Annotated in this window: 11 protein-coding genes; 4 read left to right on the plus strand and 7 right to left on the minus strand. The window is 71.2% G+C overall.

Annotation, left to right across the window (positions count from 1 at the left end):
• Positions 1-33: 33 nt before the first annotated feature.
• The gene (locus tag ACWEKS_RS17635; RefSeq protein ID WP_452341057.1) at positions 34-1,206 is read left to right on the plus strand and encodes a glycosyltransferase family 4 protein; all 1,173 of its coding nucleotides are present in this window, start codon (positions 34-36) and stop codon (positions 1,204-1,206) included.
• A gap of 88 nt (positions 1,207-1,294) precedes the next feature.
• On the opposite strand, the gene ACWEKS_RS17640 is transcribed toward ACWEKS_RS17635, so the two are convergent.
• The 3 genes from ACWEKS_RS17640 to ACWEKS_RS17650 all read right to left on the minus strand — a co-directional run bounded on the left by ACWEKS_RS17640 (position 1,295) and on the right by ACWEKS_RS17650 (position 6,028).
• Positions 1,295-3,334, minus strand: coding sequence for a hypothetical protein (locus tag ACWEKS_RS17640; protein ID WP_452341058.1), 2,040 nt, complete (start codon positions 3,332-3,334; stop codon positions 1,295-1,297).
• A 9-nt stretch (positions 3,335-3,343) separates the two neighbouring features.
• On the minus strand, positions 3,344-4,720 hold the full coding sequence (locus ACWEKS_RS17645; protein WP_452341059.1) for a polysaccharide biosynthesis protein: 1,377 nt from the start codon (positions 4,718-4,720) through the stop codon (positions 3,344-3,346).
• A 171-nt stretch (positions 4,721-4,891) separates the two neighbouring features.
• Positions 4,892-6,028, minus strand: a complete 1,137-nt coding sequence (locus tag ACWEKS_RS17650; RefSeq protein ID WP_452341060.1) for a DUF3068 domain-containing protein — start codon at positions 6,026-6,028, stop codon at positions 4,892-4,894.
• Positions 6,029-6,228: 200 nt separating this feature from the next.
• On the opposite strand from ACWEKS_RS17650, the gene ACWEKS_RS17655 reads away from it, so the two are divergent.
• Complete coding sequence (locus ACWEKS_RS17655) at positions 6,229-7,380, plus strand: acyltransferase family protein (RefSeq protein WP_452341061.1); 1,152 nt, start codon at positions 6,229-6,231, stop codon at positions 7,378-7,380.
• 37 nt (positions 7,381-7,417) lie between these two features.
• Here the strand turns inward: ACWEKS_RS17655 and ACWEKS_RS17660 are convergent, their stop codons facing one another.
• From ACWEKS_RS17660 to ACWEKS_RS17675, 4 genes are all read right to left on the minus strand, one after another.
• Positions 7,418-11,647 (minus strand): alpha-(1->3)-arabinofuranosyltransferase, encoded by a 4,230-nt coding sequence (locus ACWEKS_RS17660; protein ID WP_452341062.1) that lies wholly within the window; start codon positions 11,645-11,647, stop codon positions 7,418-7,420.
• A 46-nt stretch (positions 11,648-11,693) separates the two neighbouring features.
• Positions 11,694-11,864, minus strand: coding sequence for a DUF2613 domain-containing protein (locus tag ACWEKS_RS17665; RefSeq protein WP_354841234.1), 171 nt, complete (start codon positions 11,862-11,864; stop codon positions 11,694-11,696).
• A gap of 200 nt (positions 11,865-12,064) precedes the next feature.
• The gene (locus tag ACWEKS_RS17670; protein ID WP_452341063.1) at positions 12,065-13,177 is read right to left on the minus strand and encodes an isochorismate synthase; all 1,113 of its coding nucleotides are present in this window, start codon (positions 13,175-13,177) and stop codon (positions 12,065-12,067) included.
• 169 nt (positions 13,178-13,346) lie between these two features.
• Complete coding sequence (locus tag ACWEKS_RS17675; RefSeq protein WP_364609603.1) at positions 13,347-13,835, minus strand: universal stress protein; 489 nt, start codon at positions 13,833-13,835, stop codon at positions 13,347-13,349.
• 233 nt (positions 13,836-14,068) lie between these two features.
• Here ACWEKS_RS17675 and ACWEKS_RS17680 point away from each other — a divergent pair, with 233 nt between their 5' ends.
• Entirely contained in the window at positions 14,069-14,509 is a 441-nt protein-coding gene (locus tag ACWEKS_RS17680; RefSeq protein WP_452341064.1) for a hypothetical protein, read from the plus strand.
• Complete coding sequence (locus ACWEKS_RS17685; RefSeq protein ID WP_452341065.1) at positions 14,506-15,840, plus strand: ADP-ribosylglycohydrolase family protein; 1,335 nt, start codon at positions 14,506-14,508, stop codon at positions 15,838-15,840. The genes ACWEKS_RS17680 and ACWEKS_RS17685 overlap by 4 nt, the downstream gene beginning before the upstream one ends.
• Positions 15,841-15,956 lie beyond the last annotated feature (116 nt).

The following is a 15,956-nucleotide window of genomic DNA, read 5'->3' on the forward strand; positions in this document are numbered from 1 at the left end:
CCCGACCGACCCTGACCCCTGGAGAATCCGCCCGTGCATGAAGTGCTGCTGCTGTGCTGGCGCGACACCGGGCATCCACAGGGTGGCGGGAGCGAGCGATATCTGGAGCAGGTCGGGGCGCAGCTGGCCGCACGCGGTGTCAAGGTCACGCTGCGGACCGCGGGCTATCCGGGTGCGGCAAGGCGGGAGTCGATCGACGGCATCGAGATCAGCCGCGGCGGTGGGCGGTTCACGGTGTATCCGAGGGCGCTGGCGGCCATCGCGCTGGGCCGGTTCGGGATCGGCCCGCTCAAGGGGTTGCGGCCCGACGCGGTCATCGACACCCAGAACGGCATCCCCTTCTTCGCCCGGGCCGCCACGGCCGCGCCGACCGTGGTGCTCGTGCATCACGGGCACCGCGAGCAGTGGCCGGTGGCCGGGCGGCTGGTCGGGCGGATCGGCTGGTGGATCGAATCGCGGCTGTCACCGCGTGTGCACCGCGGCAATCAGTACCTGACGGTTTCGCTGCCGTCGGCCGAGGAGCTGACCGCGCTCGGGGTGGCCGGGACGCGGATCGCGGTGGTGCGCAATGGCGCCGAACCGATCCCCGCGCAGGTGCCGGCCGGCGACGACGCCACCCGCACCGCGCACCCCAGCATCGTGGTGCTCTCGCGGCTGGTGCCGCACAAGCAGATCGAGGACGCCATGGCCGTGGTGGCCGGGCTGCGCGGGCGGATCCCGGGCCTGCACCTGGACGTGATCGGCGCCGGCTGGTGGGCCCCCAATCTGCGCGCCCACGCGCACGAGCTCGGGATCGCCGACGCGGTCACCTTCCACGGCCACGTCGACGAGGACGAGAAGCACCGGCTGCTGGGCCGCGCCTGGGTACATGTGCTGCCCTCACGCAAGGAGGGCTGGGGGCTGGCGGTCATCGAGGCGGCCCAGCACGGGGTGCCCACGGTCGGGTACCGCAGTTCACGCGGGCTCACCGACTCCATCGTGGACGGCGTGACCGGGCTGCTGGTCGACGATCCGGCCCAGCTCGTCGAGGCCGTGGGCGAACTGCTCGGCGATCCGGAGTCCCGGATGGTGCTGGGGGAGAAGGCGCGGGCGCGGGCGCGGGAATTCTCCTGGGAACAGACCGGGAACGGCGTCTACGAGGTGCTGTCCGCGGTGACACGCGGCGAGCGGGTGAGCGGATTGATCGCGCCGCCCGCGCGAGTGTGATTCGCGGGCATCGCAATTCGGCAAAGCCGCGACGCGTTTCTCCTACGGTTCATAGCATCGAGGCATGTGGATCATTCTCGTCATTGCGTCAGTCAGCATTGTCGTGATCGGGGTGGGATTCGCGCTCGGATTTCCGCGGGACTGATCGCCGCGTTACGGAACAGATTGCGGCGGTGAGGAATCCGCCGGTCAGCAGCGCGGCCCACAGCAGATGCGCGGCGCCCGACAGGCGGCGGTTCGCGGCCGAGGCGTCGTGGGCGGCGATATCGCCGGGTACCCGGTACAGCTGCACATCCCGGTCGGCGTAGACCGGATTCAACTGCGCCAGAGTGGTTTTCGATTCACCCATCGGTCCGGGCGTACCGCCCTCGACCAGCACCCAGCCGACCCCCAGCTCGGCCAGCCGGTTCGCGGACCCGCCGTGCAACAACAGGTTCTCCACCTTCCGGGCCCGCTCGCCCTCGCCGGACACCACGCCGCCGCGCACGGGAAGTTCACCGGTTTGCAGCACATCTCGCTTCAGCAGGCGCGGAGCCGGATCCAGGACCGGCGCACTGCCCGAATACCGGAACTTCCGGAACATCCCGCCCGGCAGCACCGCGACATCACCCGGCGCGTCGACCGCCTCGGCCACCCGCTGCCATCCGGCCGGATACTGCACCGGCCGCAACGCGCCCCCGACTCCCCACGCCAGATCCGGCAGCGTGAGGAACAGGATCGCGAGGAAAAGCACTGCGGCCCCGCCGGTTCGCGCCCGCGGCGACGCGGCGCTCACACCATCCACGACCATGCTGGAAATCCAGCGCCCCACCACCCGGCATCCGGCGGCCGCGCACAGGGCATACGCGGGAACGGCCAGCGCCACGAACTTCTGGGTATCCCGCAGCAGCCCGGCCCCCGGCACCCTCGTCACCAGAAACTCACCCGCCGACAACCCCCACCCGGTCGCCCCCAGCGCGGGCAGCACGATCGCCGCCACCGCCAGCCAGACCAGCCGCCGCCGCGCGACCCGCGCCTCGTCGTGCATCGGATCCCGGGACGATTCACCATCCGGCACGTCGCCCGGCTCGGCCGTGTCGTCCGGCCGTAGGTCGGGGTGATCCGGGCCGTGGGCCGCTGTGCCCGAACGAGATTCGACGTCCGCATCTGGCACGCTGCCCGGTTCGGCCGTGTCGTCCGCCCGCACGTCGGTGCGATCCCGCTTGCGGGCCGCTGCGCTCGAACGGGATTCGGAGTCCGTGCCGGCGCCGAGGACCGCGCGTACGCCGCTTGCCACCAGAGCGAGCAGGAGCACAGTTGCGACCAGGGCGAAGAAGGTTGTGCGCGACCCGGGTACGGCGGTGCTGTTCCAGATGCCGCCCAGACCGGCGAGGCTGCCGAGCGTGCCGAGCCACGGTTCCGCGCGGGCTGCGAAGGCGGCGATGCCCGCCGGATCCGAGGGTTCCGCGCCCGCACCCGACAGTGCCGTCGCTGTCAGCCACGGGGCCGCCGACAGGATCCACAGTGCCGCCGTGACAGGCAGATTCCGCTTGCCGACCAGCAGTAGTGCCACCAGCCCCGCGAGCAGCGATCCGGTCGGCGTGAGCCCCGCCGCGGCGAGACACCCGGCCAGCCCGGCCCACGTGCCGAGCCCGCCCGCCCGTCCGGCCGTTGCGGAGCGCGCGCGTAAGCGAGTGGCGAGCAGGGCGATCCAGGGCAGCGCCGCATAGCCGGTGAGGAGGCTCCAATGGCCCTGTAGAAGGCGCTCCGCCACATAGGGATTCCAGATGGCGACGGTCGCCGCCACCAGCTGCGGGCCCAGCGATACCCGGAGCAGGTCGCGGGCCAGGCAGGCCGCACCCCAGCCGGCCAGCCACAGCGCGGTCAGCAGCAACGCTTTCACGAGGAGGCCGCCGTCCACCACGGTCGATCCGACGGCGATCAGCGCGTCCTGCGGCACGGCGCGCGGCGCGGCATCGCCGAGCCCCAGCGCGGAATCGGTGAGATACGACCGCGGTGTACTGACCGCGTCCCGCAGCAGCAGGTATCCGGACCCGAGCAGTGGCCCCAGCACGATCAGCGCGAGCACCAGGCTGTACCCGGCGGGTACCAACCTGACCCAACCCCGCTCCCGACCCTGCGAACTCACACCGGCACCCTACGTTCCGTTCGGCCCGAGTTCGGGGACCCGCGTTGGGTTCTCGGTCTCGTCGCGCGCGCCCCGCAGGGCCAGGCCGGTGATCACCAGCGTCGTGAGGGCAGCCGTCGCCGTGGCGATGACGATCAGCGACAGCACCGAGTGCGCGCAGGTCAGCATGACCGCGCTCCCCACGCCGAGCCCGACCCAGGTGATAGCGGCCGGTGCCGTCCGGTCGGCGGCGATCGCCGACAGCAGGGCGGCCTGCAGGACCGCCAGCAGCGCGCCCTCGAGCGCGAACAGCCACAGCAGTCCCTCGATCGGTGCGTAATCGCGCCCCGCGAACAGCGGCGCCAGTGGGGCGGCCACCGCCGCCCCGAGGACCGTGACGGCCCCGATCCCCACCAGCACCGCCAGCGCCGACCGCACGGCGCGTACGGAGTGCTGCGGCTGCGCCATCTTCGGATACAGCACCACGCCGACCGCCTGCGGCAGCCAGAACGCGATCTTCGCGGCAATGGCCCCCAGCGCATAACGTCCGGCGTCGTTCTCGTCCAGGATGATTCGCGACACCAGCAGATCCGCCGCCGATAAAGCGGTCAAGGCGGCTTGCACCTGCACGGCCCGGAACACCGCCGCCACGCCGAGGCCCAAGGCCGCTGTCCGGCGCGGTGCCGCGGATCCGGAATCTGCTCCCGGGAGCGGGGCTACGGCCGGAACTTGCCCGGTGACAGCGGGACTCGACCAAGTCGGCGAGCCGGAGGTGTTGCCGTCGCTGTCGTTCGGCAGGATCGCGTCGGCCTCGCGGCCGTGGTCGGTCAGCGCGCGATCGGTGATCCGGCGGGCCACGATCGCCGCCAGGGTGGCACCACCCGCGCCGGCCCACAGCGCGGGCGCCGAACCGAAACCGCAGGCCAGAACGATCAGGGCGGGCGTCACCCGGACGATGGCCGCTCCGCCCAGTACGGTGGCCAGCTCCCGGAACCGGCTGCGCCCCTGCAGGATTCCCTGCTCGCCCGCGAGCAGCACCAGGGCCGGCGCGGAACACAGCGCACCCGCCGACGCCGCCACGCCGACCTTCAGCACCGCGCCGACCACCGGAACCAGCACCAGCGCCACCACCGCGACCAGGCCGGCGCAGCGCGCGGTCAATTCTCGCGCGGCGCGCACCGGTGCACCCCGCACCACCTCCCGCGCGACCACGTTCTGCAACGCGAGCGCGGGCACCGCGCACAGCATCTGCACCGCCAGCAGGCTCGCGAACGAGCTGTACCCCGACACCCCCAGCCATCGGCTGGCCAGCAGCTGCAACAGGTAGCCCGCCACATTCGCGGTCATCGCCCCCGCCGTCACCAAGGTCAGGTCCTTGACCACGGGCAGACGGCGTACAACGGGCACGCCCGCAATGCTCCCATCCGTCTCGACCACTCCGGCCGCGCACCCCTGCGCCTCGCTCCCGCCCCGGTGGCGCCGGCACCGGCCGGCGCGGGACTCTCCGCAGCGCCTCGGGCGGAAACGGAAGCGGCCCAGCACCTTCACAGGTGCTGGGCCGCGGTGAACCGGGAGCCGCTAGGGCTTCTTGTTCATGTCGATCTGCTGGGTCGGGGCGTCGAAGTTGCCGGGACCGCCGGACGGGGACGGGGCGACGCGGCGGACCGGGGTGCGCCCGTTGCCGTTCTTGCCGAGGAAGCCGAGCAGCAGGCCGACGATCAGGAACACCAGGGCGAGGACGCCGAGGATGATCGGCAGGATGCGGCCGTACAGCGACAGCTTGTCCATGTTGTCCTTGGCCACCGAGATCTGCGACTCGATGGTGTTCTCGTCGAACACCAGGGTCGACTTCAGGGCGGTCACCTCGGGCTTGTCACCGCTGCGGGCGTAGAACAGGTGGATCTGCTCCTGGCCCTTGATGACGGTGCCGGTCTGCGGCTCGACCCACAGGTCGCGGGTGTTGGTGTAGAAGCGCGCCATGGTGACGTCGCCGTCGCCCTCGACGCCCCACTTCTCGGCGGGCAGGGTCAGCTTGTTGGTCGGCGAGTTGGCGACGGTGGAGAGATCGGTGACCGGCACGGCCATCTGGAAGTGGTAGACCTTCAGATTGTTGATCTCGGTCTCTTCGACATAGTTGATGTCGTAGGTCTTGCGCACGTTCAGGTCGAAGTACGGGTAGGTCTTCTTGTCCGTGCCGATCGGGAAGCGGTACTGGAGGCCGGTGTGCTGCACCGGGTCCATCACGCTCTCGCCCTTCTTGTCGACCGTCACGGCGATCGCACCGTTGGGGCCGCCGTCCACCGACTCCACCGGCTCACCGGTCTTGCGGTTTACGGTGACGCGGTCGATGGTCGCGGTCAGCAGGCCGGTGTCGCCCTGCTTGTCGGTGCGACGCAGGGTCTGACCGGCCTGGATGGTCATTTCCGAAGCGTCCGACGGGTCTTCGACGGTGAGGAAGCGCTGCGAGACGAGCGGGACGTTCTGGTCCACCTTCGCCGAGCCCGTTCCCGAGGTCAGCGACTTGGAGTCCAGCACCTCACTGGGAGCGCCGTTCTGCGGATTGGTCGCGACGGTCGTGATCTCCAGGTCCAGCGGGGTCTTCGCCAGCCGACTGACCGTATAGGTGGGGACCATGATCGCGGCGACGAGCAGCATCGCACCGAGCCCCACGAGTACGCAGGCCACCGTCCTTCTGGTACCGGCACTGAGTGCCATGCAGGTTCTCCTCGTCGTCGAACACGTGTTTCCTCCAGTACTGCGGTCGCCGCGCAGCACTCGTGAGCCCAGACACTAACAGTCCGAGCGGTCCCAGAGGGTGGCCGAGGCCGGAAAACTCCCCGAAATAGCCGCCCGGTGCAGTCGTGCGGAGGCGGCCGGGCGCTCGGGCGAACGGCGACAGGGCAGACTGGGGCGCGATGACGACCACCCTGAATCCCGAGACGAACCCGATCCCGGCCGAGCCGCCCGCGGCCCGTCTGGGTCGCTTCGTTCCGGCACTCGAGGGCATGCGCGCGCTGGCGGCGCTGGGGGTGGTGCTCACCCACGTGGCCTTCCAGACCGGCGCCACCGGGCAGCCGGTGCTGGGCCGGGTGTGGGAGCGATTCGACATGGCGGTCGCGGTGTTCTTCGCGCTGTCGGGATTCCTGCTGTGGCGCCCGCACGCCGCCGCGGCCCGGGGACAGGGCCGCGCGCCGAGCGCCGGACGGTATCTACTGCATCGCGCGGCCCGCATCCTGCCCGCCTACTGGGTGGTCGTGGGCGTGGTGCTGATCCTGCTGCCCAGCGCGGCGCACACCGCGGGCTTGCGGGTGTGGCTGTCGAATCTCGGTCTGCTGCAGGTGTTCGTGCCCTTCACCCTGACCGACGGTCTCACCCAGATGTGGAGCCTCTCGGTGGAAGTCGCCTTCTACCTTGTGCTTCCGCTGCTGGCGTTCGCCCTGGTCTGGTTGCGCGGGCAACGGGCGCGGCTGCGGGTGCCGGTGGTGCTGGGACTGGGATTGCTGTGCCTGGGCTGGAACTTCCTGCCGGTGCCCACGCCCGAGGGCATTCACGCCGACAACTGGCTGCCGGGCTATCTGCCGTGGTTCGCGGCGGGCATGCTGCTGGCCGAACTCGCCGACCTGCCCGCCCCGCGCTGGCGGCGGGTGGCCGGGAACCAGTGGCTGATGTGGCCGCTCGCCTTCGTGGCCATGCTGCTGGCGGCCACCGATCTGGCGGGTCCGGCCGGTCTCGTGCACGGGCAGCCGTGGCAGTACGTCATGAAGATGGCGCTCGGCGCGGTCATCGGGTTCGGCCTGCTGGCCCCGCTGGTGCTGCGGCCCGATCGGCGGCACCGGGTGCTGGAGGGCCGGGTCGCCGCGACCCTCGGACGCTGGTCGTACGGCATCTTCATCTGGCATCTGGCCGTACTGTCGATCATCTTCCCGGTATTCGGCATCGTGCCGTTCCACGGGCATTTCGTGGTGGTCTACCTGTTGACCGTGGCCTTCACGCTGCCGCTGGCGGCCGCCAGCTACGCCCTCGTCGAGGAACCCGTGCGGCATTGGACACGCCGCCGCTTCGGTTGAGCGGCAGCACGATTCAGCGGCGGGGCGGCACGCTGATTCAGCGGCGTGGCGGCAGGGCCGCGATCCCCACCGCGATCACCGCGACCAGCGCCGGGAACTGCACCCACAACGAACCGCCGGCATAGCCCTCGAACGAACGCCAGGGCCCGGTCGACAGCGCGGCCGCGGAGATGGCGGTACCGCCGGCCGCGATCGCCACCAGCGCCCGCGGCAGCACCTGCGGCCGGAGCCGGTCGGCCATCAGGCCGAACAGGGTGAGCACGAGGGCGACCGGTCCGGCGATGAGACCGGCCCCGGCGGCCAGTCCCAGCCCGGCGACGGTGCGACTGCGCCAGGTGCGCGGCGGCGGCCCATCGTCGCGGACGGGCGAGCGCGCACCCCGGAATGCCAGCACGATCAGCGGAATCAGCAACAGCAGGCCGCCGAAGATGGCCAGGCGGTACCAGCGATCGGTGGGGAATGCGACGGTGACCGGGCCCTTGGTGCCGGCCGGCACCAGCCACGCCTGCTGCCAGCCGTTGATCACCACGGGCTGCAGCGGGTGGCCGTCGGCGGACTTGGCCTGCCATCCGACATTCGTGCTCAGCGGCAGCACCAGCACCTGCGTGCCGGTGCTGCCGTTCGGATCGGCCACCGGGGCGAGCGCCGGGGTGCGGTCCAGGCGCAGTTCGTCGACGGTGAACAGTTCGGTCGGCGCGACCGCGACATCCACACGGCCGGAAGGGAAGTCGAAGCCGCTCGCGCTCGTCGCATCGTCGGCGCTGTTCGCGTCGGCCGCGCACACGGTGGCGGGCAGCGGTGCGCCGGAACGCAATTCGGCGGCGGTGCCGGTCACCGTGGTGTGCAGGGTGCGGCCCGCGGCGGCGATGGTGGGCCCGTGCGCGCAGTCGATGGTGAGGAGCCGGTCGGGATCGGCGGGGCCGGGGTAGTCGGGGCCCAGCACGTTCACCTCGGCCAGGCCGGGCGGCTGCTCCTGCGCGAAACCCAGTGCGGTGCGGTCGAGTACGCCGTCCCAGGTCTGGATGCTGACCTCGATGCGATCGGTGACGTAGGGGTGCAGGTCCACCCGGCTGGTCGCGCCGGAGTCCGGATTCACGGTGCGCACCTGCGGGCCGTCGCCGAGATTCACCGAGACGGAGGTGGGGTGCGCGGGCAGATCGCCGCGCGACGGCGTCACCTCCAGACCGGTCACCAGGGTCGGGGCCGGAAGTTCGATGGTGAGTGTGGGTTTGGGCCCCGCCGGATTGCGGACGGTGGTCTCGGGCGCGGTCCAGCTGGTGCGCGGGTCCCCGTCGGTGGCCGCAAGGGCGGAGCCGCGCGGGTCGCCGACATCGGCGCGACCGCGGGCGATGGGCCGGTCCTGATCGGTGAGCAGCGCCTCCAGCGCCGGACCGGGACGGGTGTGCACGATCAGGTCCGGGGACACGGTGACCGGCTGCGGCACCTGCAGGGTGCGTTCGAACAGGCCCGGCTCCTCGGCGGCCAGGGCCAGGCCCTTGCTGCACCGGACGCGGTCGGGGGAGTCGAAACAGGCGCTGCGGCCGGGGAATTCCTGTCCCAGGTCCCAGCCGCGCACCTGCGCGCCGGCGGGGGCGGGCGGCAGTACCGTGCGGTGCCGGATGTCCACGGTCACCGGGTTCTCGCGGTCGGCGTAATCGTCCAGGCTCAGTTCGCTGATCCCGAATTGGCCACCGGCACTGCCGTCCTCGGTGTGCACGGCGGTGATCTTGATCCAGTCGGTGCGGCCCGGCGGCAGCGAGATCGCCACCGGCGTACCGGGTTCGGTGATGCGCCCCGCCACCGTGCCCTTCGCGGTCTCCACCTCCACCCACTTCACCGGGCTGCCGATGGCGGCCGCGCTGGTGGTCAGGCGCAGCACCGCGGAACTGATCGGCTTGTCCAGATCCAGCCGGAGCCATTGCCCGACAGCGTGTTCGGCGCCATTGCTGATCCACGCCGTGGCCGGATCGCCGTCCACCACGGCCGCGGTCGAGCTGCCGGGCGCGGCGCCGCCCAGCTGGGTGGCGTCACCGGCGGAACTGGAGGCGGTGATGGTCGCGCCGGACCATTCGCCCGCCACCAGCTGGGCGCCGGGCACCGGATAGTCCGGCACCAGATTGTGGGTGCGGCGGGCGTCGCCCGGGGCCCGCAGCGCCGAGTTGTGGTTGTCGACCCGCCCGAAGTCGGTCTCCCGGTCCATCGGTGTGTCGGTGATGGTGACCCCGTCCGCCGGCAGTCCGGCGGTGGCGGCGTCGGCGGCCAGCACGGCCGGCCCGGCGGGCGCCGCGGGATTGCGACGCAGCCGTTCCACCACCTCGGGACCGCCCTGGATCACCGGGACGCTGTCCAGCGGGACGGTGAACGCCCCCGGGAACGACGTCGGCGCGCCGACGCCGCTGCGCACCTGGGCGGGGGTGCCGGGCACGGTCGACCCGACGCGATAGATCTCGATCGCCGGGTATGCCGGGCGCAGATCGCCGTCCGCGACCAGGCCCTCCACCCTGGCGGTCCCGATCGGATTCCCGAACTGGGCGACCTTCGTCAATCCGGGCGAGCCGTCGAGCGCGCGGTGGGCCAGCATCGGCCGGGTGGAGCGCGAGGTGTCCGGGTCGAGGTCGTTGCGCAGCACCAGGATTCCGATGCCCTGCCCGGCCAGCGTCGCGGCCAGCCCCGCCGACGGCCGTCCGTCGGCAATGAGCCGCTGCACCGAATCCATGGCGCGGATCGCGCCGGGCGGGTTGAGCGGCACCGAATCCCGCACCGCCCACGGGGTGCTCGCCAGCGCCTGCAGGGGCTCGTCGCGGGTCAGACCCCATACCTGGCTGCCGAACGGCGCGCCCGGCACCACCAGCGCCCGGGTCTCGGAGGCGTTGTGCGCCAGCCAATCCGCGGTCTGCTGCCAGTACGCCGGGACCCGGTCGTAGCTGCCGCGCGGGGCGAGCTTGCCGGTCCAGGCCAGCGAGGTCGACAGCGTCAGCGCCGTCAGGATGAGCGCGGCGACCGCCACCATGCGGTCGCGCTCGGGATGCGCGAAGGCCCTGCGCCACACCGGCATCGGCACCGATGCGGGCAGCGGCACCCGGCTCAGCAGATGCGCGAGTCCCAGCACCAGCGGCAGCCGGATGAGCGGTTCCAGCTTGTGCACATTGCGCAGCGGCGCGCCGCCGGAGTCCAGGAAGACGCGTACCTGTTCCGCGAACGGCCCGCCCAGCTCACCCGCGTAACCCGCGCAGATGCCGGCCAGTCCGACGATCAGGATCAAGGCGAGCCGGCCACGATTCGGCATGGACCGCATGGCCAGACCGGCCATGCCCGCCGCGGCCAGCAGGCCGGTGGCCAGCACCGCCGCGGGCTGGGTCACCAGCACCGCGCCCGCGATGCGCTCCGGGGAGACGAACGGGGTCCAGCTGTCGGTGCCGCGCAGCACCTCGCCCAGCGAGGCCCACTGCGTCGTCACGCCGGAGGATTCGATGTAGTCCAGGAACGGCGGACTCACCTTGCCCAGCAACAGCAGTGGCACCACCCACCAGAAGGTGCCCAGCACCAGCAGCGGAATCCAGGCGCGGGTGAAGCGCCACCACACTCGATTCGGCCGGTAGGACAACCACCACAGCGCCGCGGGCAGGAACGCCGCGGCCGTGGCCACCGCGTTCACCGAACCCATCAGCGCGAGCGCGAGGGCGCTGCCCGCGGGAGTCGCCATGCCACGCCGCGCGGGGCGCTGCATCGCCACACCCAGGGCGGCGGGAGCCAGCAGCACCCAGGGCGCGAGCATCATCGGCAGCGTCTCCGAGGAGATCGAGCCGAGTGTGGTGAGCACGCGGGGCGAGAACGCGAACGCGACCGCCGCGATCACCCGCGAGCCCCGGCTGCCGATGCCGAGGGTCTCGCAGAGCCGGATGATGCCCCAGAATCCCGCGAGCAGCAGCAGCGCCCACCAGATGCGCTGGGTCGCCCAGCCGGGCAGGCCGAGCAGATGCCCGAGCGAGAAGAACGCGCCGTGCGGGAAGAAGTAGCCGTAGGCCTGGTTCTGCACCTGCCCCATCGGGGCCTGGCTGCTCCACAGATGGGAGGCGCGGGCGAGGAAGCCCAGCGGATTCTGCGCCAGATCGTATTTCGTATCGGCGACGGTCTGCCCGGGCACCTGCAGGAAGGTCAGCAGGAAGGCGGCGATGACACTGCCGAGCAGCCAGCGGCGGCCCAGCGGGGCCGTGCCGGCAGAGTCCTGAAGTGTCGTCGGAGACCGGTCCTCGCCCGGACCGGTCACATCGGACTGTGAGTCTTCGGGTTGGCCTGGTTCGGAGGTCGTCCGGTCAGCGTGAGCCGTACTCAACGTTGTTCAATAGCGACGAGCCCGCCTCGCCGCTGCGATCGATCTCGGGCCGCTTGTCCTGCGAAGCCGCCATTGTGATGACCAGGACCGCCGCCAGCCCGACCAGGGCTCCACCGACAGCACTCGCTGCACCAGGAACGGCAAACTTCATCGCGGTACTCCCAACATCGGACGCATGCGTAACCGGGCCAACCTAGCAGGTTTCGCCCCTCGGGCTCCCCACAACCCCGAGCCTTCGGCGGGCATGTTGTCGTATGCCGTGGTGACGACTGATTTGGTGACGGTGGAGTAACTCGCCGGGGACCTCCGGAATGGGTTCGGCTCCCAACCGTCGGCACGCGTGCTCAATGCTCACGGCTCCCAGCCGTGCGCAGGGGTCTCGGGGAGGCGGGTGAGCGCGCCGAGGAAGGTGCGGAGCTTGGCGGTCGTTTCGTGGAGTTCGGTGTGCGGGTCGGAAGCGGCCACGATGCCGCCGCCGCCGAAGGCGCGCAGCGAGCAGGCGTCGGCGGCGAGTTCCGCGCAGCGGATGGCGACGTACCAGTCGCCGTCACCGGCCGCGTCGCACCAGCCGACCGCGCCGCCGTAGAAGCCGCGGTCGCCCTCGAGGTCGGCGATGGCGTCCAGGGCCAGGGCGGTCGGGGTGCCGCAGACCGCGGGGGTGGGGTGCAGCAGGACCGCGAGGTCCAGGGCGGTGGTGGCCGGATCGCGCAGCACGCCGCGAATGGGGGTGGCCAGGTGCCAGACCTCGGGCGTGGACAGCAGTTCGGGTCCGTCGGGGATGGTCAGCTCGGCGCAGACGGGTGTCAGCAGTTCGCGGATCCAGTCGATGACGAAGGCGTGCTCGTCGCGATTCTTGGTACTGGCCAGCAAATCCCGGGCTTGGGCCGCGTCCGCCTCCGGATCGGCGAGCCGGGGCAGGGTGCCGGCCAGCGGGTGCAGGGTGACCGCGCGGCCGTGCCGGGAGATCAGCACCTCGGGCGTGGCGCCCAGCAGCGTGTCGCCGGGGCGTCCCGCCGCCGACAGGTCGACGGCGTAGACGGCGGCCCGCGGATGCCGGGTCACCAGGTGCGCGGCGATCACCTCGGGCTCCAGCGGGGCCTGTGCCTCGGCCAGCAGCGACCGGGCCGCCACCACCTTGCGCAGCGGCTGCTCCGGATCGCCCAGCTGCGCCACGAGTCTCGTGACGCGCGCGACATGCTCTGCGGCACTGGGTATTTCGGAGACGATGCGGACCTCGGGCAGGTCCGGCAGGGCGGCCGGGCGCCACGGTCCGGCGGTGTGCGCGGCCTGCTCGGGCGTCACCAGGGCGGCGGGACGGCGTGGATCGAACGGCAGCGCGCCCACGATCAGCTCGGCTGCCCCGGACCGCAGCGCCATGCTCGCGGCGGCCGCCGAATCGAAGGCGGCGCGGGTGCCAGAGGTGCGTACGACACCGTCCGGCGTCGCGAGCAGAAATCCGTCCATGATGATTCGACCATAGCCCCGGGGCCGGACGGCCCGGACCGCGGAGCGACGCATCTCTCACCGGGCCGCCGGGCAGGTACGGGTATTCCGTTGCGGCCCAGCATCTTTCCCGCAATGCCCCGCTCCGGCCGGGGGCGCGTGGACCCCGGCCGTCCCGGGTTTCCCGGCGTCAGGCCCGTTTTTCGGCGGGTTCGCGGCCCGGCGGCACCATGAGCACCGGGCGATGGCAGTGCTTGAGCACGGCGTCGGCGACGCTCGAATGCATGAGGGCCCGGATGCCGGTGGCCCCGCGGGTGCCCGCCACGATGATGTCCACGTTCAGCTCGTCGGCGGTCTCGACGATGGCGTTCCAGATGGTGGTGGTGCACTCGGCGGTGCGCGCCTCGGCGTTCAGGCCCGCCAGCTTGGCCAGCCGCACGCCTTCGGCATTGATATTCCGGGCGTCCACCAGCGCGATGTCCTCTATTTCGTCGTCGGTCATCCACTCCGGCTGCATCACCCCGGACAGTCCCGACAACCGCGCGGCCTGGCGCACCATCGGCTCCCACGCCGTCAGTACCACGGCTCTGTCGGCGGCCAGGAACCGTCCCGCGTATTCGACGGCCCGCCGGGCATTCTCGGAGCCGTCGTAGGCAATCAGCATCAAGTCGCAGGGCATGACGAACCTCCTGGTAGGAACGCCTGGCTGTACCCCGAGGCTACCCCGGAAACAGACCGTTCAGTGGACTTGGCAATCTTCGTCGCGTCGCAAGTTCTCCACAGTTCGCTCACGATTCACCCAAACCGGTGGTGCGATGCGGGGGACGGGTTTTCACTGAAAACGTCGGCTCTCGCCGACGATCGACATCGCCGTCGTTGGAGCAGGGCCCGGACGAGGGGTGGATTGTGCGGTTGGACGAGCTGACGACCCCGCAGGAGTGGGCGCGTGTGTACCGCTCCCTGTTCGGTCTCCCCCACGTGCACGTGACCACACCGGGCTTCGTGGTCCTACCGCTGGTCGACACCATCGCGGCGCTGAACACCCCGGAACCGTTGGGGGCCTTGATCCTTGACGAACTGGTCAGTCGCGGCCTGGCCGGTCCGGTGCTGGTGCGCGACAAGCCGCCGCGCCGCACCTTCCTGGCGGTCTTCGACGGCTACCCGTCCGACGAATGCCTCGAGCTGCTCGAGCGCAACAGCGTCGACATCGGCCCGCATCGCAGTAATGTCATCCTGCCCACCGGATTCGGCCGTCACACCCATGAGGGCCGCTGGTGGGCGCGCGCGCCACAGCGCGAGGAATCCCTGCCCCTGCTCTCCGAGGTGGTCGCGGCCACCCAGGCGGTGTTGTGACCATAGAGTCGGCCTTCTTCGGCCACCATGAGGCCGATCCGCGCGCCCTGCTGTACTACGAATGGTGTCAGCGCGCCGAATCCGGTTACGCGGTAGACGATTTCGCGGAGGAAGTACGCGATCTCACGCACACCGAGCAGGCGATTCCGGGGGCCTGCTGGCGGCTGCTGGATCGGGTCGAGCGGGCGCCGCGACTGCCGGACTGGCCCTACACCGAATGGGTGGACGCGCCGTGGCATGCGAATCCGGCTGACCTCGAAGAGGATTCGATTCCAGCGTTGGGCGAGCCGGAGCTGCTGGACCGCATCCACGGCGGCTGGCTCGGCCGCTGTATCGGCTGCACGCTGGGCAAACCCCTGGAGAACGGCTTCGTCTGGACGCCCGCACGTATCCGCGGGTATCTGGAGGCGAGCGGGGCCTATCCGCTGCGCGACTACGTCCCCGTCGCCGGCCCGCTGCCGCCCGAGGCCGATGGCCGAAGATCCTGGCACACAGCCACTCTCGGCCGTATCGACGGCTGTCCCCGTGACGACGACGTCGACTACCCGATTCTCGGTCTGCATCTGCTGGAGCAGCACGGGAAGTCGTTCACCCCCGATGACGTCGCGGCCCTCTGGCTCGAGCGCCTGCCGTTCCTGCAGACCTACACCGCCGAACGCGTCGCCTACCGCAATCTCATCGACGGTTTCGCCCCGCCCGGCACCGCCATCTACCGCAACCCCTACCGCGAGTGGATCGGCGGGCTCATCCGCGCCGACGTCCACGGCTACACCCATCCCGGACAACCCCGCCGCGCGGCCGCCGCGGCGGCTCGTGACGCCTCGATCTCCCACGTGGGCAATGGTTTATGGGCCGCCATGTGGTCGGGTGCGCTGATCGCTGCCGCCTTCACCGCCCCCGGCCCCGCCGCAGCGCTGGCCGTCGCGTACTCGGTCATCCCCGCCCGCTCCCGCCTGGCACTGGCCCTGTCCGAGGTCGCCGACGACCACCGCGGCGGCATGTCCTGGGACGGGGCCGTGACCGCCATCCACACCCGCCACGCCCACTACAACTGGGTCCACGCCATCGGCAACGCCTGCCTCATCGCCGCCGGATTACTCTGGGGCGAAGGCGATTTCACCCGCACCATCGCCCTCACCGTCCAGGGCGGCTGGGATACCGACTCCAACGGCGCGACCGCCGGCTCGGTGGCGGGCATCCTCGCCGGGGCCGCCGCCATCCCCGCCCACTGGACCGCGCCGTTCCACGACACCGTCCACAGCTCGGTCGCCGGCTACGACGGAACCCGTATCTCCGACCTGGCCCGCCGCACGCTGAATCTGGTGCGCTGACACCGAATTGGGTCGTGGCGGTGATCCCAGACAGCGGCGAGGGCGGTGCCCGGCCGGGCACCGCCCTCGAAACAACAAAAAAGGGGAGTGAGGAAGAAGCAGGGGTTGGGGAAAAA

The organism is Nocardia sp. NPDC004711, from assembly GCF_053601595.1.